16 protein-coding genes, 1 pseudogene, 1 riboswitch and 1 other annotated feature are annotated in these 21,870 nt (G+C 35.0%); of the genes and pseudogenes, 15 read left to right on the top strand and 2 right to left on the bottom strand.

All coding sequences use genetic code 11. From position 1 onward, the window contains the following. Window positions 1–170: 170 nt before the first annotated feature. The 5 genes and pseudogenes from yaaA to CD150_RS13680 all read left to right on the top strand — a co-directional run. On the top strand, window positions 171–404 hold the full coding sequence (gene yaaA / locus CD150_RS03345; protein ID WP_174894798.1) for a S4 domain-containing protein YaaA: 234 nt from the start codon (window positions 171–173) through the stop codon (window positions 402–404). Then, window positions 401–1,516 carry a DNA replication/repair protein RecF gene (gene recF, locus CD150_RS03340; RefSeq protein WP_046207175.1) on the top strand — a complete coding sequence of 372 codons (1,116 nt, stop codon included), beginning with the start codon at window positions 401–403 and terminating at the stop codon, window positions 1,514–1,516. The genes yaaA and recF overlap by 4 nt, the downstream gene beginning before the upstream one ends. A 12-nt stretch (window positions 1,517–1,528) precedes the next feature. Next, a complete protein-coding gene (gene gyrB, locus CD150_RS03335) occupies window positions 1,529–3,469 on the top strand; it encodes a DNA topoisomerase (ATP-hydrolyzing) subunit B (protein WP_174894797.1) in 1,941 nt (646 codons plus the stop codon). Window positions 3,470–3,504: 35 nt separating this feature from the next. Next, on the top strand, window positions 3,505–6,192 hold the full coding sequence (gyrA, locus tag CD150_RS03330; RefSeq protein ID WP_103161344.1) for a DNA gyrase subunit A: 2,688 nt from the start codon (window positions 3,505–3,507) through the stop codon (window positions 6,190–6,192). Between the two features lie 315 nt (window positions 6,193–6,507). Then, window positions 6,508–6,670 (top strand): annotated as a pseudogene (locus CD150_RS13680) (IS5/IS1182 family transposase); the annotation flags it as partial. A 119-nt stretch (window positions 6,671–6,789) separates the two neighbouring features. Here CD150_RS13680 and CD150_RS03325 read toward each other — a convergent pair. Next, complete coding sequence (locus CD150_RS03325; protein WP_371090911.1) at window positions 6,790–7,605, bottom strand: NAD(P)H-hydrate dehydratase; 816 nt, start codon at window positions 7,603–7,605, stop codon at window positions 6,790–6,792. 374 nt (window positions 7,606–7,979) lie between these two features. On the opposite strand from CD150_RS03325, the gene hutH reads away from it, so the two are divergent. From hutH to CD150_RS03275, 10 genes are all read left to right on the top strand, one after another. Then, window positions 7,980–9,482 carry a histidine ammonia-lyase gene (gene hutH, locus CD150_RS03320; protein ID WP_103161343.1) on the top strand — a complete coding sequence of 501 codons (1,503 nt, stop codon included), beginning with the start codon at window positions 7,980–7,982 and terminating at the stop codon, window positions 9,480–9,482. Between the two features lie 96 nt (window positions 9,483–9,578). Then, window positions 9,579–9,769: a binding site (T-box leader), on the top strand. Window positions 9,770–9,834: 65 nt separating this feature from the next. Further along, entirely contained in the window at window positions 9,835–11,124 is a 1,290-nt protein-coding gene (gene serS / locus CD150_RS03315) for a serine--tRNA ligase (protein WP_073345794.1), read from the top strand. A gap of 450 nt (window positions 11,125–11,574) precedes the next feature. Continuing rightward, entirely contained in the window at window positions 11,575–12,270 is a 696-nt protein-coding gene (locus tag CD150_RS03310; protein WP_103161342.1) for an AzlC family ABC transporter permease, read from the top strand. Then, the gene (locus CD150_RS03305) at window positions 12,267–12,596 is read left to right on the top strand and encodes an AzlD domain-containing protein (protein WP_073345789.1); all 330 of its coding nucleotides are present in this window, start codon (window positions 12,267–12,269) and stop codon (window positions 12,594–12,596) included. Before CD150_RS03310 ends, CD150_RS03305 begins: the two co-directional genes overlap by 4 nt. Window positions 12,597–12,739: 143 nt before the next feature. After that, window positions 12,740–12,840, top strand: a riboswitch (SAM riboswitch). Between the two features lie 61 nt (window positions 12,841–12,901). Beyond that, window positions 12,902–13,870, top strand: a complete 969-nt coding sequence (gene metX, locus CD150_RS03300) for a homoserine O-acetyltransferase MetX (RefSeq protein WP_103161341.1) — start codon at window positions 12,902–12,904, stop codon at window positions 13,868–13,870. Window positions 13,871–14,146: 276 nt separating this feature from the next. Further along, complete coding sequence (locus CD150_RS03295) at window positions 14,147–15,073, top strand: DUF2232 domain-containing protein (protein WP_171027037.1); 927 nt, start codon at window positions 14,147–14,149, stop codon at window positions 15,071–15,073. Between the two features lie 14 nt (window positions 15,074–15,087). Further along, window positions 15,088–17,055: a DHH family phosphoesterase gene (locus CD150_RS03290; RefSeq protein ID WP_019468524.1), complete on the top strand. Its 1,968-nt coding sequence runs from the start codon at window positions 15,088–15,090 to the stop codon at window positions 17,053–17,055. After that, window positions 17,052–17,498 (top strand): 50S ribosomal protein L9, encoded by a 447-nt coding sequence (rplI, locus tag CD150_RS03285; RefSeq protein WP_019468525.1) that lies wholly within the window; start codon window positions 17,052–17,054, stop codon window positions 17,496–17,498. The genes CD150_RS03290 and rplI overlap by 4 nt, the downstream gene beginning before the upstream one ends. A 30-nt stretch (window positions 17,499–17,528) precedes the next feature. Beyond that, a complete protein-coding gene (gene dnaB, locus CD150_RS03280) occupies window positions 17,529–18,932 on the top strand; it encodes a replicative DNA helicase (RefSeq protein WP_019468526.1) in 1,404 nt (467 codons plus the stop codon). Window positions 18,933–19,223: 291 nt separating this feature from the next. After that, complete coding sequence (locus CD150_RS03275; RefSeq protein ID WP_019468527.1) at window positions 19,224–20,507, top strand: adenylosuccinate synthase; 1,284 nt, start codon at window positions 19,224–19,226, stop codon at window positions 20,505–20,507. A 110-nt stretch (window positions 20,508–20,617) separates the two neighbouring features. On the opposite strand, the gene CD150_RS03270 is transcribed toward CD150_RS03275, so the two are convergent. Next, window positions 20,618–21,838, bottom strand: coding sequence for a macrolide family glycosyltransferase (locus CD150_RS03270; protein WP_103161340.1), 1,221 nt, complete (start codon window positions 21,836–21,838; stop codon window positions 20,618–20,620). Window positions 21,839–21,870: the final 32 nt, after the last annotated feature.

The raw sequence follows: 21,870 nt of genomic DNA, 5'->3' as shown, positions 1-21,870 counted from the left end.
CGAATAAAAGTTTGTTATAATATATGAGTATTACATTGTTAAAAGTACCTTTATAAATAATTTTCAAAAATAGTAAAAATCATACATAAGAAAACGCTTTCCATCTGCATTTTGCATGAAATTTTTCTCGAAAAAAGGTATAATATATAGATGAGTTTAAAAGGAATGGAGTGATTGATTTGGTTGAAGAAGTAATTGTTGATGGAGACATTACTTTAGGGCAATTTCTAAAGACAGAAGGTATTATTGAATCTGGTGGTCAAGCGAAATGGTTCCTGCAAGATTTTGAAGTAATGATCAATGGTGAGCGCGAAATACGTCGTGGTAAAAAATTAAACCATCAAGATAACATCGTTATACCAGAAGTCGGTTCATTTTTGATTATACATCAAGGTGAAGAATGAAACTAAAGACACTCCAGCTAGACAATTATCGTAACTATGAGTCAATTACCCTAAATTGTCACCCTGAAGTCAATATATTGATTGGTGAAAATGCGCAAGGGAAGACTAATTTATTAGAATCTATTTATACATTAGCATTAGCCAAAAGTCACAGAACATCAAATGATAAAGAACTCATACGTTTTGATCGAGACTATGCTAAAATAGAGGGTGAACTCAGTTATAGATATGGAGAAATGCCTTTAACGATGTTTATAACTAAAAAGGGTAAACAGGTTAAAATCAATCACTTAGAACAAAGTAGGCTAACACAGTATATAGGCCACTTAAACGTTGTCTTGTTTGCACCTGAAGATTTAAACATTGTCAAAGGGGCACCTCAAATAAGACGTAGATTTATAGATATGGAACTTGGACAAATTTCAGCTGTTTACTTAAACGATTTGTCTCAATATCAAAGAATTTTAAAACAAAAGAATAATTATTTGAAGCAATTGCAATATGGTCAAAAGACTGATAGCACTATGCTTGACGTCTTAAACCAACAATTTGCAGCATATGCACTCAAAGTTACATTAAGACGTGAACATTTTATTAAAGAACTAGAATCATTAGCCAAACCTATTCATTCTGGTATTACGGATGAGAATGAAACACTGTCATTAAAGTACCTTCCTAGTATCAAATTAGATGCTGAAGAAAAAAGTGAGACGGAACGCTTAGAGGAAGTCTTAACTTTACTAGATGATAACAAAGAGCGTGAAAAAGATAGAGGTGTCTGTTTGTTTGGCCCTCACAGAGATGATTTAGGTTTCAACGTAAATGGCATGGATGCTCAAACTTACGGTTCGCAAGGACAGCAAAGAACGACGGCGTTATCAATCAAACTTGCAGAAATTGAACTGATGAATATTGAAGTAGGCGAGTACCCCATTTTATTGCTAGATGATGTGTTAAGTGAATTAGATGATTCACGTCAGTCTCATTTATTGAGCACAATTCAACATAAAGTACAAACATTTGTGACGACAACATCGGTTGATGGCATTGATCATGAAATTATGAAAAACGCTAAACTTTATCGCATTAATAATGGCGAAATTATAAAGTAACGGAAAGTGAAGGTGGAAGCATTGTCAGATGTGAACAACACGGAAGATTATGGTGCTGGTCAGATTCAGGTATTAGAAGGTCTAGAAGCGGTTCGTAAAAGACCAGGTATGTATATAGGCTCAACTTCAGAAAGAGGGCTGCATCACTTAGTTTGGGAAATTGTTGATAACAGTATTGACGAAGCACTTGCTGGTTATGCTGACCAAATCGAGGTTATTATTGAAGAAGATAATTGGATAAAAGTAACAGATAACGGCCGTGGTATCCCTGTTGGTATACAAGAGAAAATGGGACGTCCTGCCGTTGAGGTTATTCTAACTGTACTACATGCCGGTGGTAAATTCGGTGGAGGCGGTTATAAAGTCTCTGGTGGTCTCCATGGTGTGGGATCTTCTGTTGTAAATGCTTTATCGGAAGATTTGGAAGTATATGTATATAAAGATGAAAATATATATCACCAAGCATACAAAAAAGGTATCCCTCAGTTTGATTTGAAAATCATTGGTAAAACCGATGAGAGTACTGGTTCTACTGGTACTGCGATTCGTTTCAAAGCTGATCCTGAGATATTCACTGAAACAACAACATACAATTATGAAGTATTACAACAACGTATCAGAGAACTAGCATTTTTAAATAAAGGTATTTCAATTACTTTAAGAGATGAAAGAGAAGAAGAGGTTCGTGAAGATACGTATCACTATGAAGGTGGTATAAAATCTTACGTTGAAATGTTAAATGAAAATAAAGAACCTATTCATGAAGAACCGATTTATGTGCATCAATCCAAAGATGATATTGAAGTTGAAATAGCGCTTCAATACAATAAAGGTTATGCTACGAATCTTTTAACATACGCAAATAATATACACACTTATGAAGGTGGGACTCATGAAGAAGGCTTTAAACGAGCGCTCTCACGTGTGTTAAATAGCTATGGTCTTAACAGTAAAATTATGAAGGAAGATAAAGAAAGACTTTCAGGTGAAGATACACGTGAAGGTTTAACAGCTATTGTTTCAATCAAACATGGTGATCCACAATTCGAAGGACAAACTAAAACGAAATTAGGTAATTCCGAAGTACGTCAAGTTGTTGATCGTATATTCTCTGAGTTATTCGAACGCTTTTTATATGAAAATCCACAAGTAGGTCGAACAATCGTAGAAAAAGGAATTATGGCTTCACAAGCACGTCTTGCAGCTAAAAAAGCGCGTGAAGTGACACGTCGTAAATCCGCATTAGAAGTTTCTAGTTTACCAGGAAAACTGGCTGATTGTTCTAGTAAAGACCCTTCTCGTAGTGAAATTTTCATCGTCGAAGGTGACTCTGCCGGGGGGTCTACAAAATCTGGACGTGACTCAGAAACGCAAGCCATCTTACCTTTACGTGGTAAGATATTGAACGTTGAAAAAGCACGTTTAGATAGAATTTTAAATAATAATGAAATACGTTCTATGATTACTGCTTTTGGTACTGGTATTGGTGGAGAATTTGATTTAAGTAAGGCACGCTATCACAAGATTATCCTTATGACAGATGCCGATGTTGATGGTGCACATATTAGAACATTATTATTAACATTCTTCTATCGTTTTATGAGACCGTTAATTGAAGCGGGCTATGTTTATATTGCACAGCCACCATTATTCAAGTTGACACAAGGTAAACAGAAATACTATGTGTTTAACGAACGTGAACTAGAAAAACTTAAAGCTCAATTAGATCCAAGTCCAAAATGGTCTATTGCACGTTACAAAGGTCTTGGTGAAATGAATGCTGACCAATTATGGGAAACTACTATGAATCCTGAAAACAGAGCTATGTTACAAGTATCATTGGAGGATGCGATTGAAGCTGACCAAGTTTTTGAAATGTTAATGGGCGATGTTGTTGAGAACCGTAGACAGTTTATTGAAGATAATGCAGTCTATGCAAACTTAGATTTCTAAGACAATGAACTGAATTTTTGAAGGAGGATATCTTGATGGCTGAATTACCTGAATCAAGAATAAATGAACGAAATATAACGAATGAGATGCGTGAATCGTTCCTAGATTATGCGATGAGCGTTATCGTTTCACGTGCGCTACCAGATGTTAGAGATGGTTTAAAACCAGTACATCGACGTATATTATACGGCTTACACGAACAAGGCATGACACCTGATAAATCATATAAGAAATCTGCGCGTATTGTTGGGGACGTTATGGGTAAATATCACCCTCACGGTGACTCCTCGATTTACGAAGCTATGGTTAGAATGGCGCAGGACTTCAGCTATCGATATCCTTTAATTGATGGCCAAGGTAACTTTGGTTCTATGGATGGTGATGGAGCAGCGGCGATGCGTTATACAGAAGCGCGTATGTCTAAAATCACACTCGAAATGTTGAGAGATATTAACAAAGATACGATTGATTTTGTTGATAACTATGACGGCAATGAAAGAGAGCCGGCAGTCTTACCATCAAGATTTCCAAATTTACTCGTAAATGGTGCATCAGGTATCGCAGTAGGTATGGCTACTAATATACCGCCACATAACTTGACTGAAGTGATTAATGGTGTATTAAGTTTAAGTCATAATCCAGACATTACGATTTCAGAATTAATGGAAGATGTCCAAGGGCCAGACTTCCCTACAGCAGGGATTATTCTTGGTAGAAGTGGCATACGCCGTGCATTTGAAACTGGACGCGGTTCAGTTCAAATGAGAGCAAGAGCTGAAATTGAAGAACGTGGCGGCGGTCGTCAACGTATTGTTGTTACTGAGGTTCCGTACCAAGTAAATAAAGCACGCATGATTGAAAAAATTGCCGAATTGGCACGTGATAAAAAAATTGACGGCATTACAGATTTACGTGACGAAACAAGTTTACGTACTGGTGTACGTGTTGTGATTGATATACGTAAAGATGCCAACGCTAGTGTTGTATTAAATAACTTATATAAACAAACACCATTACAAACATCATTTGGTGTTAATATGATTGCTTTAGTTGATGGTAGACCGAGATTGATTAACCTCAAAGAAGCATTAGTTGAATATCTTGAACATCAAAAGATAGTCGTAAGAAGAAGAACGGAATACAACTTGAAAAAGGCACAAGACCGTGCACATATTTTAGAAGGATTAAGAATCGCATTAGACCACATTGATGAAATTATTCGTGTGATTCGTGAATCTGAAACAGATAAAGTTGCAATGGCAAGCTTGCAAGAACAATTTAAACTTACTGAACGACAAGCGCAAGCCATCCTTGATATGCGATTAAGACGTTTAACAGGTTTAGAAAGAGATAAAATTGAATCTGAATATAATGAATTAATTGCATATATAGAAGAATTAAAAGCGATTCTTGCAGACGAAGAAAAACTATTACAACTTGTTCGTGATGAGTTAATTGATGTTCGTGAACGCTATGGAGACGAACGTAAAACAGAAATTCAAATGGGCGGTCTCGACCACATTGAAGACGAAGACCTAATACCAGAAGAACAAATCGTCATTACATTAAGTCACAATAACTATATTAAACGCCTACCCGTTTCAACATATAGAGCGCAACATCGTGGTGGTCGTGGTGTACAAGGTATGCAGACCTTAGAAGAAGATTTTGTAAGTCAACTTGTTACGTTGAGTACGCATGATCATGTCTTATTCTTCACGAATAAAGGTAGAGTATATAAACTTAAAGGATATGAAGTGCCGGAACTCTCCCGTCAGTCTAAAGGTATACCAGTAGTCAATGCGATTGAACTAGATAATGATGAAACAATTAGTACAATGATCGCCGTCAAAGATTTAGAAAGCGAAGAAGATTACTTAGTATTTGCAACGTTAAATGGTATCGTTAAACGTTCATCATTACGTAACTTCTCACATATTAACAAAAATGGTAAGATTGCGATTGGTTTCAAAGAAGATGACGAATTGATAGCTGTGCGTTTAACAGATGGTGAAGATGATATATTAATCGGTACAGCTCACGGTTCTTTAATCCGCTTTAATGAGTCTGCATTACGTCCTTTAGGTCGTACAGCTGCCGGTGTTAAAGGTATTACATTAAGAGAAGGCGACAAAGTCGTCGGATTAGATGTTACTAAAGCAGAAACAGATGATGAAATTCTAGTTGTGACTGAAAATGGTTATGGTAAGCGTACGCCAGTTAGCGAATATCGTTTATCTAACCGTGGTGGTAAAGGTATTAAGACTGCTACGATTACAGAACGTAACGGTCAAGTGGTATGTATCACATCCGTTGAAGGTAAAGAAGACTTGATGATTGTTACAAATGCCGGTGTAATTATCCGCATAGGCGTTGAAGATATTTCACAAAATGGACGTGCAGCTCAAGGTGTGAGATTGATGAAATTAAACGATGATCAATTTGTTTCTACTGTTGCTAAAGTAGATGAAGAAGAAAAAGAAGCTGAAGAAATTGAACTACAAGAAGCAGATAATGAACAAATTGAAGGCGCTACAAGTGACAATCAACAATCAGAATCTGTAGTATCAGATGAACTATCAGAAGGCATTGTGCATACCGAAGTTGAAGAAGATTCAGATGAAGATGGTCGTCAAGAAGTGAGAAAAGACTTTATGGACCGTATCAATGAAGATATTGATAATAGTGATAATGAAGAAACTGAAAACGAAGACGACGAATAATCTCAATTTTTAGCAGTAAACCAATAGCTGTATTCAAAATTGAAACATTTAAATACACAAGTGAGTTTGGGACATAAATCCCCATTCTCAAAATATAAGAGGGTCAATCCTTAATATGGATTGACCCTCTTTATATTTAAAGTCTGACGATTGACTGTACATGCTTGCCTAGGGTATGGTGCGAGCCTATAGTCTCTCACTCATAAGATTCCCTCGGGTGTCAGCACATTACAAAATCGGTACAATTTATATTTTGTTATTCCAAAAAGCCTTTACGTATAATTTAATCAGCACTATTAAATTAACGAGTGGCATATATATAAAGATTATAACTTGACTCAACATATACTACTAATAGAAACTTAAGATCAGTATCCACAAATGATATGTCACGATATGTGAATGAAATCGTTGAAACAATCCCTGAAAATGTATTCGATGCATTTAAACATCACGTAGTGCAACATCATATCACCCCAATTGAAAAAGGCAATTTCTATATGATTTCAATAGAAATTGCCTTTTCATTTGTCTAAGCATTTTATGTCTCAGATACATTTTATTTTGGTTTTAAAAATTTTTATCACCGATGTTGATTTAACTTTCCAATGCTTTCATAGCATATGGAATTTCACTAATTAAATGGGAAGGTGGGACTACATACATTTTGTTTGATAGTTCTTCACCGATATAACTATGTGTATAAGTGGCACTCGTAACCGCTTCTTTCGTGTCGTCGAATTGACCTACAAAACTTGTAATCATACCAGCAAGTGTATCACCCATGCCACCTGTTGCCATCGCAGGCGTGCCGATTGGCAGTTTGTAATCCTCATCTTTGAAATAGATTTCAGTGCCATGCATTTTTAATACAATTGTTGCTCCAATTCTATCAGCAGCTTCGCGATTACGTTCATATGTTTGTTCTTCTATTGCGATACCACTTAAACGTTCCCACTCTTTTTGATGTGGTGTGAAAATAACATTGCAAGTTGGAATATCTGGTTTTAATTTACTAAATATAGTAATAGCATCTCCATCCACTATAAGCGTTTGATGTGGTTGAATGTTTTGTAATAAGAACGTGATAGCATTATTTCCTTTGAAATCACATCCTAATCCAGGACCAATTAAGATACAATCTGTATTTTCAATCATTTTAGTGAGCATTTTAGTATCGTTGATATCAATCACCATTGCTTCAGGGCAACGTGAGTGTAGTGCTGCATGATTTGTTGGATGTGTAGCTACTGTAATTAAGCCACTACCACTATAGACACAAGCGCGTGCAGCAAGCATGATTGCCCCACCTAGATTCGCATTTCCTCCAATTAAAAGAATTTTGCCATAATCACCTTTATGCGTTTCATCTTTACGTTTTGGAATGCTTACTGATGAAATTGTTTCCAACATTGAAACCCCCTTTAATTCTATTAGTTATTTCAACTTTTAATTTGTATATTTGATCATTATTTTGTTGATTTGTAATTTTGTGCTTTCTGAGAAAAATTGTGTGTTTATAAGCATTATGAAAGCTTTTCTCTGTTGCTATTTTTAATTTATTTTTTAAATACAATAGAAAATATTATACCTGGTTTGCATTTTAGTCAATAGGTAAAAGCATTAAGAATTTGTTTATTTTTAGAAATAATAAATTTGCCATCTTTATCTTAGTAAAATACTAATTTAATACCATGTTACGGATATGGATGAACCTATTGTTCTTAAAAATATGGAAGCGTATACTCTAATTAATTGAAAATCATCAGAAGTAAGGAGATGGGGAAATGACATTACAGCTTAATGGTGAAAATTTAACAATAAATGCAATTAAAGATTTTTTATATCAAAGTGATAATGTAAAAGTAACAGAGGATACTTATGAACGTGTAAAACAGAGCCGTGTAACAGTAGAAAAGATTATAGATGATAAAGAAACAATTTATGGTATAACGACTGGATTTGGTTTATTCAGTGATGTACGTATTGATGAGGGAGAATACAATCAATTACAAGTCAATTTAATTCGTTCACATGCATGTGGTATCGGGAAACCTTTTTCACAAGATGTCGCGTTAGTGATGATGGTTTTACGTCTAAACACATTGTTAAAAGGTCATTCTGGTGTGACAATCGATTTAGTAGATCAAATCATATATTTTATTAACAACAGAATTATTCCAGTCATTCCACAACAAGGGTCTCTTGGTGCATCGGGTGACTTAGCACCACTTTCACATTTAGCTTTGGCGTTGATTGGAGAAGGTAATGTCTATTATAAAGGTGAAGAAGAAGACAGTCGGTATGTCTTAAATTTATTAAATCGTGAACCTTTGAGCTTACAGGCTAAAGAAGGTCTAGCTTTAATTAATGGTACGCAAGCTATGACTGCACAAGGTGTAATTAATTATATAGAAGCGGAAGATATTGGTTACCAAGCAGAGTGGATTGCTGCATTAACACATCAAGCTTTAAATGGCATTACGGATGCATATCATGAAAAAGTGCATCGCGCTCGAAATTTTCCAGAACAGATAGATGTTGCTTCACGCATGTTAGACTGGCTCGAAGGTTCTAAATTAACAACGACACAAGGAGAAATTCGCGTTCAAGATGCATATACATTACGCTGTATTCCACAAATACATGGCGCAAGCTTCCAGGTGTTTAATTATGTAAAAGAAAAGCTTGAATTTGAAATGAATGCGGCGAACGACAATCCATTAATATTTGATGAAGATGATGAAACATTGGTTATTTCTGGAGGGAATTTCCATGGCCAACCGATTGCATTTGCATTAGATTTCTTAAAGTTAGGGGTAAGTGAATTAGCTAATGTTTCGGAAAGACGTTTAGAGAGATTAGTAAATCCACAATTAAACAATGGTTTGCCAGCATTTTTAAGTCCTCAACCGGGTTTACAGAGTGGCGCGATGATTATGCAATATGCAGCTGCAAGTCTTGTTTCGGAAAATAAAACACTCGCACACCCTGCTAGTGTGGATTCTATTCCATCATCAGCTAATCAAGAAGACCATGTTTCTATGGGGACAATTGCTTCACGCCATGGCTACCAAATGATTGAAAATGCACGTCGTGTGTTAGCAATAGAAGCAATTATCGCACTTCAAGCAGTAGAATATAAAGATGTCGAAAAATTATCACCTAAAACTTATGAAAAATATCAAGCTTTACGAAAAGTTGTACCATCTATCACTGAAGATCGCCAATTTCATAAAGATATAGAAGCTGTTTCACAGTATTTATTAGATCAAGCTTATACTAATTAAGTTGAGTGAATTTTTAATGAACATTCAGCGATTGCATATTCTTGGCCTTGAAAAGTAATAGGTTATTTGCTATATTAAAATCAAGTAAATAAAGCTATTGTTCGTAGGATAAGTAGTGTTGCACTTCTGGTTTCAGAGAGCTTGTGGTTAGTGAGAACAAGTAATCAGGGTCAATGTGAATCTACCTACTATATGAGAACAATCGGGTTTAACCGTTATTTTGGTGAAAGTGCAGTCTCTTTTGACTGTTAAATAGGGTGGCAACGCGTAAAGACCACGTCCCTTGTACAGGGATGTGGTCTTTTTTGTGTTCTATTCTTAAAAAATAGAAATTGAAAGGATGGAAAGTGACATGTTAGACATTAAACTATTTCGTAATGACCCAGAGTTTTTAAAAGACAAAGTTGCAAAACGTGGTATGGATACAAAAGTAGTAGATGATGTATTATCACTTGATGACAAACGCCGTGAATTAATTCGTAAAGCTGAGGAAATGAAAGCTGAACGTAACAAAGTAAGCGGTGAAATTGCTGAAAAAAAACGCAATAAAGAAAATGCAGATGATGTAATCGCAGAAATGAGAAAATTAGGTGATGACATCAAATTGTTAGACAATGATTTAAATGATGTGGATAAAGAATTAGAAGACTTATTATCTCGCATTCCAAATACAATTCATGATGATGTACCTGAAGGCGATTCTGATGAAGATAATGTCGAATTAAAGCGTTGGGGCACACCAAGGGAATTTGATTTTGATGAAAAAGCACATTGGGATCTAGTAGAGTCATTGCAAATGGCTAATTTTGAACGAGGCGCAAAAGTCGCAGGAGCAAGATTCGTGTTCTTAACTGGCGAAGGTGCACAGTTGGAAAGAGCATTAATGAATTATATGGTTACAAAACATACGACGCAACATGGTTACACAGAAATGATGGTACCACAATTAGTAAATGCTGATTCAATGTATGGTACTGGCCAATTACCAAAATTTGAAGAAGATTTATTCAAAATTGAAAAAGAAGGATTATATACAATTCCAACAGCAGAAGTACCATTAACAAATTATTATCGCAATGAAATTATTGGTCCGGATGTCTTACCTGCTAAATTTACTGCGCAATCAGCGTGTTATCGTAGTGAAGCGGGCTCAGCTGGTAGAGATACAAGAGGATTAATCCGATTACATCAATTCGATAAAGTAGAGATCGTACGTTTTGAAAAACCAGAAGATTCTTGGCAAGCGTTAGAGGAAATGACAGAACATGCAGAAGCAATTTTAGAAGAGTTAGGCTTACCGTATCGTAGAGTTATTTTATGTACAGGTGACATAGGCTTTGGCTCAAGCAAAACGTATGACTTAGAAGTATGGTTACCAAGCTATAATGAGTACAAAGAAATTAGCTCTTGTTCAAATATTACTGATTTCCAAGCACGTCGTTCTAATATTCGTTTTAAACGTGAGAAAACAGCAAAACCAGAATTAGTGCACACATTGAATGGAAGTGGTTTAGCAGTAGGTCGTACATTTGCTGCAATCGTAGAAAACTATCAAAATGAAGATGGTTCAGTCACTATTCCAGATGCATTAGTACCATATATGGGTGGTAAAACAGTGATACACCCAGTTAAAGAAAAATAGAATTCGTTTAAATGAATTCATCAGCGATATTTGAGATAGTTTAAATATTAAACTTTCGAAATAGTGGTTACAAGTTAATACTGAAGTGCAAGTAGAGGTTGAGATAAATGAATGTCTCAACCTCTCATTTTATATGAATAATGAATTATAAGGCTTTTGATCTATTAAATGGCTTAATATTTTTAAAGAAAAGAAAGGGTAGGGGAGGTGTTAAATATCCCAGTTTTCAGTTTTTTAAATTTGTAAAATGACTTATTTTATTCAAATGATAAGGGGTGAGTCTAAAATAATAACACAATATTCCGAAATCTAAAATGTTAATTTAATAAGATTTTTAGACATCGGTAAGCCTTAGGTCATACATACCTCAGTCTAAAGATATTGAATATGTCTTTTGCTTTGTATTAAACTAGTTCTATTATTTTTATAAAATGTTTGGGAGGTGGCATGATGACAACACATCTAACTTTTAAGCAAGGTGTAAAAGAATGTGTACCGACTTTGTTAGGTTATGCTGGTGTTGGTCTTTCCTTTGGTATTGTTGCAGTGGCTTCAGGTTTCAATTTGATTGAAATTATTTTATTATGTTTACTTATTTATGCAGGCGCAGCACAATTCATTATTTGTGCATTAGTCATTGCTGGAACTCCAATTTCTGCAATTGTCTTAACGACATTTATTGTGAATTCTAGGATGTTTTTATTAAGTATGACCTTAGCACCAAGTTATAAAGGATATGGGTTTTGGAATCGTATAGCCATGTCTTCTCTGATTACAGATGAAACATTTGGTGTCGCTATTACACCACATCTAAAAGGTGAAAAAATCAATGATCGTTGGCTACATGGATTAAATATCACTGCATATTTATTTTGGACATTTGCAAGTGTTGTTGGTGCTATTTTTGGTAAATACATAACGAATCCCGATGCATTTGGGTTAGATTTTGCTATTACTGCAATGTTTATATTCCTAGCTGTTTCACAATTCGATGCTATTAAGCAGTCACAAGTTAAAACATATTTAGTATTAATTGTTTGTGTAATTTTGTTAATGCTTATTTTAAGTTTCTTTATGCCTTCATACGTAGCAATCATCATAGCGTCGACAATTATTGCGGGATTAGGGGTGGTGATCGATAAATGACAACGACATTACATATGTTATTAATTATTGTTTTATGCGGTGTGGTAACGTGGTTGACACGTATTATACCGTTTATATTAATTACAAAAATCAAACTATCTGAGAGAGTCGTAAAGTGGCTTTCTTTCATTCCCATTACATTATTTACTGCATTGATTGTAGACGGCGTACTAGAACAACATGAAGGCTCAATGGTTTATAGTGTTAATTTGCCGTTTTTAGTAACGATGCTTCCAACAATAATCATTGCCATTATTACAAGGAGTTTAACGATTACGATTGTCAGTGGTATTTTAATAATGGCAATTTTAAGATGGATATTTTAAATATATTATTGAAGTGGCTCACATTATCCGTTAGAATAGCAATAATTAGAAAATTTTGATAATTTTAATAAAATACTTGTTAAATAAAATACTTGTTAAAATGGATATTTGATTTATGCATAGCTTTTTACAATTAAAATTAAATCTTATTTCGAGAAGCAGAGGGATTTGGCCCAATGAAGCTTCAGCAACCGACTTTAATAAGCACGGTGCTAATACCAACGATTCGCTCGAATAATAAGTATTGTAACTTCTTACTTATTATAAATAGGTGAGAAGTTTTTTTACTAAGTAGGAGGTAAATGATGACAAATTATACGGTTGATACATTAGAATTGGGACCATTTACAACTGAATCAGGTGAAACGATTTTAAATTTAAAATTACGTTATGAACATGTTGGATATGAAGGACAGCCACTTGTGCTTGTATGCCATGCACTGACTGGTAATCATTTGACCTATGGTACGGATGACAATCCTGGTTGGTGGAGAGAGATTATAGATGGGGGATACATGCCTATACATGATTATCAATTTTTAACATTTAACGTGATCGGTAGTCCGTATGGTTCCAGTTCGCCATTTACAGATGCTGATTTTCCTAAGCATTTAACATTGCGTGATATTGTCAATGCAATCGAATTAGGTATTCAAACATTAGGGTTTGATCGAATTAGTATTTTAATCGGTGGGTCTTTAGGAGGTATGCAAGCGCTGGAATTATTGTATAATCATAAATTTGAAGTAGATAAAGCAGTCATTTTAGCTGCAACAGATAAGACATCCTCATATAGTCGTGCATTTAATGAAATTGCGAGACAGGCGATTCGATTAGATCATGGTGAAGGTATGAGTATCGCAAGACAACTTGGTTTCTTAACGTATCGTTCTTCTAAAAGTTACGATAGACGATTTACACCAGACCAAGTTGTAAACTACCAGAAGCATCAGGGAAATAAGTTCAAAAAGCACTTTGATCCATTGAGTTATTTAACCCTGCTAGACGTCTTAGATAGCCACGATATAGATAGAGATCGTACTGATGTAGATGAAGTGTTTGGACGTCTAGATACTAAAGTTATGACTATGGGCTTTACGGATGATTTATTATATCCAGACGATTTAGTATATGCTACAGGTGCGCGATTTAAATATCATAAGCATTGCTTTGTGCCAGATAATGTAGGACATGATGGTTTCTTACTGAACTTTAACGATTGGGCGCCCAATTTGTATCACTTTTTAAAAGTTTCCAAGTTCAAAAGAAAATGACGATATGCTACATTTTAGTTCGTTTTGTATTATAAGACGTCTGGGATAGTTATTTTATACTTAAATGAAAGTGGAAATAACTGTGTTCCTATGACGTCTTATTTTTATGGTGAGTAAAATATGAAATTTGAAGTTGGTATTAACGAGGAGATGTAATTTAAAAAGGCGCTCATTTTCAGATTTTGTCGCTGATATTGAACTTCTGACAAAAAGAATTGTCAATAATTGTATAAAAGTTTTAAAGAGGTTAAAATAATAAACATAGACAAAAATTGTATAGGAGTGGCGAATTTGTTTTCTAAAATACATACTAAAGCCACTATACTTAGTGTAATCACGTTAATTATAGTAGCTTTAGCTTTACATATATTACCGCTACTTGGACTCGTGTTGAGTTTATTTGCAACAATTCCAGGTATTATTTTATGGCATAAATCTGTAGAATCTTTTGGCTTAACGGCAGTCATTACAGTTGTGCTAACTACGTTATTAGGTAATATATTCGTGTTAAGTATCATGATCCTCTTGTTCGTAGTGAGTGTTGTAGTGGGTCAATTATTAAAAGAACGTACATCAAAAGAACGTATACTTTATATAACAACAACGTTTATTAGTATCATTGCATTAATTGCATTTATGGTGTTACAAGCATTTAAAAAAATACCAAGTGCTACATCATTAATCAAACCGATTAAAGAACAGATGTATAACATAATTTCTAGCGCTTCAGTCAACGCGGATTATAAACAAATGTTTGAAGAGACTTTCCGCCAATCAGCAGTGCAACTACCAAGTTATATGATTGTTGGTGTATTTCTACTTATATTAATCAATTTAATTATCACTTTTCCAATCTTGCGTAAATTCAAAATCGCTACACCCATATTTAAACCATTATATGCTTGGCAAATGAAGCGTTCTGTCTTATGGATGTATGTTATTGTATTAATTTGTGTTATGTTTTCAACGCAACCAAGTGCGTTTCAAACCATCGTCTTAAACTTTGAAATTGTGTTATCATTATGTATGTACATTCAGGGGTTAAGTGTGATTCACTTTTTCGGAAAAGCGAAATCAATGCCGCCAGCACTTACTGTGTTATTAATGGTGATAGGGACAATTTTAATGCCATTAACACATATTGTGAGTCTCCTGGGATTTGTAGATTTATGTATCAATTTAAAACGTATCATTAAAAAATGATTTGAGGTGGAAAAATGAACCGTCAATCCACTAAAAAAGCGTTGATTTTACCATTTATTATTATGGTGCTTACAGTGATAGCGCTTGTCGTCGTTTGGTTTATTTTTAACCAATTGATTGCAGGTATAGCTACTGTTGTATTACTCATCATAATCGTAGGGACAGTACTGATGGTAAGACAAGCTTTACAAAAATTGGATAACTATGTAGATAATCTGAGTGGAAAAATCTCAGCAAGCAGTAATACTGCTATTAAAAGGTTACCTATTGGGATGATTATCTTAGATGAAAATGAAAACATAGAGTGGATGAACCAATTTATGTCGGATCGTCTAGATCGAAATGTCATTTCTGATCCAGTCAATGAAGTATATCCTAATATATTAAAACAGTTAGAAAAAACACAAGAAGTGGAAATTCAAGAAAATGAATATCACTATCGTGTAAGATATTCAGAAAAAGAACATGTATTGTATTTCTTCGACATTACTGAAGAAATACATACACAAGAGTTATATGAAGCATCTAAACCAATTATTGCAACACTATTTTTAGATAACTATGATGAAATTACGCAAAATATGAATGATACACAACGTTCAGAAATTAACTCTATGGTTACGCGCGTCATAAGTAGATGGGCAACAGAATATGACATTTATTTCAAACGTTATAGTTCAGATCAATTTGTTGCTTATTTAAACCAACGCATTCTAAATGAAGTTGAAGCATCTAATTTTAGTATACTGAGTCAATTACGCGAAAAAAGTGTGGGTTACCGTGCGCAATTGACATTAAGTATTGGTGTAGGTGAAGGTTCAGAGAACTTAATCGATTTAGGTGAATTATCTCAATCTGGACTTGATTTAGCACTAGGCCGTGGTGGTGACCAAGTTGCAATTAAGCATATGAACGGAAATGTGCGTTTCTATGGCGGTAAGACTGACCCCATGGAAAAACGTACACGTGTAAGAGCACGTGTTATCTCTCATGCATTAAAAGATATTTTAATGGAAGGCGACAAAGTCATCATTATGGGACATACGCGTCCAGACTTAGATGCTATAGGCGCAGCCATTGGTGTCTCAAGGTTTGCTATGATGAACAACTTAGATGCTTATATTGTGTTAAATGATTCAGATATTGATCCGACGCTGCGTCGTGTGATGAATGCAGTCGATGAAAAGCCTGAACTAAAAGAGCGTTTTATCACATCTGATGAAGCATGGGATGTCATGACGTCTAAGACAACTTTAGTAGTTGTAGATACGCATAAACCTGAAATGGTTATCGACGAAAACATATTAAACAAGGCAAATCGTAAAGTTGTGATTGATCATCATAGACGTGGTGAAAGCTTTATCTCTAGCCCATTACTTGTTTATATGGAACCATATGCAAGTTCAACTGCAGAGCTAGTGACTGAATTGCTAGAATACCAACCAACAGAACAACGATTAACACGTTTAGAGTCGACAATTATGTTTGCAGGTATTATTGTAGATACACGTAATTTCACATTACGTACAGGTTCAAGAACATTTGATGCGGCAAGTTATTTACGTGCACATGGTGCAGATACAATATTAACGCAACATTTCTTGAAAGATGATTTAGATACGTACATTAATCGTACTGAATTAATCCAAACAGTGAAACTTCAAGAGAACGGTGTCGCAATTGCACATGGTTCGAACGAAAAAATCTATCATCCTGTAACAGTTGCACAAGCAGCTGATGAACTGTTAAGTTTAGATGGTGTAGAAGCTTCGTATGTAGTTGCTAGAAGAGAAGATAATCTAGTCGGTATGTCTGCTCGATCACTCGGTGCAGTTAACGTTCAATTGACAATGGAAGCACTTGGTGGCGGTGGTCATTTAACTAATGCAGCTACACAATTAAAAGATGTCACTGTTGATGAAGCAATAGAACAATTACAACAAGCTATAACAGAACAAATGAGTAGGAGTGAAAATTCATGAAAGTAATATTCACACAAGATGTTAAAGGTAAAGGTAAAAAAGGCGAAGTTAAAGATGTACCTGTAGGCTATGCAAACAATTTCTTATTGAAGAAAAATTATGCAGTAGAAGCTACTCCAGGTAATTTAAAACAGCTTGAAAAGAAAAATGAAGCTGCAGAAGCGGAACGCCAACAAGAAATTGAAGATGCTAAAAAATTAAAAGAAACATTAAGTCATATTGAAGTTGAAGTATCTGCTAAAACAGGTGATGCTGGAAAATTATTCGGTTCAGTTAGTACAAAACAAATCGCGCAAGCATTACAACAACAACATGATATTAAAATAGACAAGCGTAAAATGGATTTACCAAACGGTATACATGCATTGGGTTACACAAATGTACCAGTTAAATTAGATAAAGAAGTAGAAGGTACAATTCGTGTACACACAGTTGAACAATAAAAACGGATTGAGATATGAGGTGTAATCATAATGGATGGAATGTATGAACAAAATCAAATGCCCCACAGTAATGAGGCTGAACAATCTGTCTTAGGTGCCATTATCATAGATCCGGAATTGATAAACAGAACTCAGGAAGTCTTACTTCCTGAGTCCTTTTATAGAGGCGCACATCAACACATCTTTAGAGCCATGATGAACCTCAACGAAGATAATAAAGATATTGACGTGGTTACAATTATGGATCAACTGTCGTATGAAGGACGACTGAATGAAGCGGGTGGCCCACAATATCTAGCAGAATTATCTAGTAATGTACCGACAACTCGAAATATTCAATATTATACAGATATCGTATTTAAGCATGCGACAAAACGTAAGTTGATACAAACTGCCGATAGCATTGCTAACGATGGTTATAATGATGAATTAGAATTAGATACAATATTGAACGATGCAGAACGTCGAATATTAGAATTGTCATCTACACGTGAAAGCGATGGATTTAAAGATATTAGAGATGTACTTGGAGAAGTGTATGAGAATGCAGAATTACTTGATCAAAATAGTGGTCAAACACCTGGTATCCCAACTGGTTATCGAGATCTAGATCAGATGACCGCGGGCTTTAACCGTAATGATCTAATCATTCTGGCTGCCAGACCATCAGTAGGTAAGACTGCCTTCGCACTTAATATTGCACAAAAAGTTGCTACGCATGAAGACCATTTCTCAGTCGGTATATTCTCGCTAGAAATGGGTGCGGATCAACTAGCAACACGTATGATTTGTAGTTCTGGTAACGTAGATTCGAACCGTTTAAGAACGGGTATGATGACAGAAGAAGACTGGAATCGCTTTACAATTGCAGTAGGTAAATTATCTAGAACAAAGATATTTATTGATGATACACCAGGTATTCGAATTACAGATATTCGCTCAAAATGCCGTCGTTTAAAACAAGAACACGGTTTAGACATGGTAGTGATTGATTATCTGCAATTAATCTCAGGTAGTGGTTCAAGATTCTCAGATAACCGACAACAAGAAGTATCAGAGATTTCTCGTACATTAAAAGCGATTGCCAGAGAAATGGAATGTCCAGTCATTGCACTAAGTCAGTTGTCACGTGGCGTAGAGCAACGTCAAGACAAACGACCAATGATGAGTGACATTCGTGAATCAGGATCAATCGAGCAAGATGCTGATATCGTCGCATTCTTATATCGTGATGATTACTATAATCGTGGCGAAGATGAAGACGATGATGATGGAGATACGAACTTTGAACCACAAACAAATGATGATAATGGTGAGATTGAAATTATAATAGCGAAGCAACGTAATGGTCCAACAGGTACTGTTAAATTACACTTTATGAAGCAGTATAATAAATTTACTGATATCGATTATGCACATGCAGACATGGGTTAAAAAAAAGAATAAAATTTATTTTTTTCGTACGATTTGTAAATATGTTTATTTATCGTACGGTTTTTGTTTGCATTTGGTTCTTTCTTTTTTAATGAAGTATGTGTTGTAATTAAATGGATATCGCTTTGAAAACCTTGATGACACTATGTTTAAGATGTGTAATTGCATTTTTAAACATTTAATGAAATTCGAGAAAATGTAAAAAACCAATGTTCGATTTTTGTTTGCATTATTAGTGTGGTATTGGTAGAATACTTAATGGTTAATTGAGAAAAACTTGGAGGTGCTCATATGTCATCAATCGTAGTTGTTGGGACACAATGGGGAGACGAAGGTAAAGGTAAAATCACAGACTTTTTAGCAGAACAAGCAGATGTTATTGCACGTTTTTCAGGCGGTAACAATGCAGGCCACACAATTAAATTTGGTGGCGAAACATATAAATTGCACTTAGTACCATCTGGTATTTTCTATAAAGAAAAATTAGCAGTCATTGGTAACGGTGTCGTTGTCGATCCAGTAGCACTATTAAAAGAATTAGACGCTTTAAATGAAAGAGGTATTTCAACAGATAATTTACGTATTTCAAACCGTGCGCAAGTTATTTTACCTTATCATATTAAACAAGATGAATATGAAGAAGAACGTCGTGGAGATAATAAAATCGGTACTACGAAAAAAGGTATCGGTCCAGCTTATGTAGATAAAGCACAACGTATTGGTATTCGTGTTGCAGATTTATTAGATAAAGAAACGTTTGAAAAATTATTAAAAGAAAATATTGAATACAAATCAGCATATTTCAAAGGTATGTTTGATAAAGCATGTCCTTCATTTGAAGAAATCTTTGAAACTTATTACGCAGCAGGCCAACGTTTAGCAGAGTTCGTTACGGATACTGCAAAAGTATTGGACGATGCATTTGTAGCAGAAGAAAAAGTATTATTTGAAGGTGCTCAAGGCGTTATGTTAGATATCGACCACGGTACATACCCATTCGTTACGTCAAGTAACCCAGTTGCAGGTAATGTCACTGTCGGTGGTGGTGTTGGTCCAACATACGTATCTAAAGTCATTGGCGTATGTAAAGCTTATACATCACGTGTCGGTGATGGCCCATTCCCAACAGAACTATTTGATGATGATGGACACCACATCCGTGAAATTGGCCGTGAGTACGGTACAACTACTGGACGTCCACGTCGTGTAGGTTGGTTCGATTCAGTTGTATTACGTCACTCTCGTCGTGCGAGTGGTATTACTGATTTATCAATCAACTCTATCGATGTCTTAACAGGCCTTAAAGAAGTGAAGATTTGTACGGCGTATGAATTGGACGGTAAAGAAATTACTGAATATCCAGCGAATTTAAAAGACTTACAACGTTGTAAGCCAATCTTTGAAACATTACCTGGTTGGACAGAAGATGTTACAGGTTGTCGCTCATTAGATGAGCTGCCAGACAATGCACGTAGATATTTAGAACGTATCTCTGAATTATGTGACGTTCAAATTTCAATCTTCTCTGTAGGACCAGATCGTAATCAAACAAACTTATTAAAATCATTATGGTAAGCCGTTTACCTATAAAAACTGATTTATAAATTTAAAAAGTAAAATGTTGAAATGAAAAAACACCTTGTTGATGTAGCCTAATATGGCCATCTTTACAAGGTGTTTTTTATTTATATATTTGAATGTGTTACATATTGATCACGAAAATTTAGAATGTGATCGACTGCTAACTGATAACCTGTTTTATTACTAGATTGTATAGATTTAACTTTTCTGATATTACGTTGATAGTTCGGTATATCATCTAGCATGTCTAAGACAATTTGTTTTAACTCTCGGGACGTTATATTTTCTAGTTGTAACTGACGACCAACAAGTAGTTTTTCGATTTGGCGAGCCACAACGGGTTGATCTGCACTTTGAGGAAAAGCTAACATAGGTACTTCCATCAACATCGCTTCATTCGTACTATTCATACCCGCGTGTGTTAAAAATAGTGACGTATGTTGCAATAATTCTGTTTGTGGAACAACATGTGCAACCGTAAAATTAGATGGTATCGCATTAAAATCTTCAAGTTGATTATCATGACCAATGGATACAACAAATGAAGCGTCGATATTTGCAAATGCTTCATAGCAGAGATTGAAAAATTCAATATTTTGATTAAATACCGTTCCAAGAGAAATATAGACGACTGGTCGTGTGGTATCAATGTTGTCCATAAAGCCAGAATCTTTAGGTTCCAGTATGGAAGGACCAACAAACTTGTAATATTCAGGATCAAAGGCGTCATAACCAACTTGGAAACCTTTCATTACATAAGTGATATTAATATTTCCCGGGTTATTCATAACTTCAAAACGAGAAGGAATGGTTACATCATATGTTGATTCAACATGGGCTTTTAAATTATTAAAGGTTTCATCAGCGTGTTGAATTTCTTCTTTGCTCACAGTAGAAGTTAAATGATTAATAAATGTTTCAAAAGATGTCTTTGTATGAGCAAATGAAGATACAGATGAAATCGATGGTAAATTCAATTTTTGCGCTAATATATAGCCACAACTAAACATAGAATCATGAATCATATAATCAAAATGCTCATTTTCAGTTTCTCTTAAAATTTGTGGCACAATGATATCTACAGTTTTTAATAAGCCATTGATAACATTGAACAAATGATGATTTTCATGATCAGTGAATGCTGTCATAATCGCTTCTGTAGGTAGCGTTCTAATTTCAGCACCAGTATCTTTCAATTTATCTTTATATATATCGCTAGCGTAATAAACAACTTCTTCGCCGCGATCAACTAATGCTTTAACAACTGCAATTGTTGGGTTTACATGTCCAGCAGAACCTGGATTAACAAATAATATTTTTGCCAATATTGCGCCTCCTTATTTAAACTAATTATAAT

The organism is Staphylococcus ureilyticus (assembly GCF_002902235.1).
GTDB lineage: Bacteria > Bacillota > Bacilli > Staphylococcales > Staphylococcaceae > Staphylococcus > Staphylococcus ureilyticus.
The sequence above is the reverse complement of the archived record's forward strand: the minus strand, read 5'-3'. Positions and strand labels throughout refer to the sequence as shown.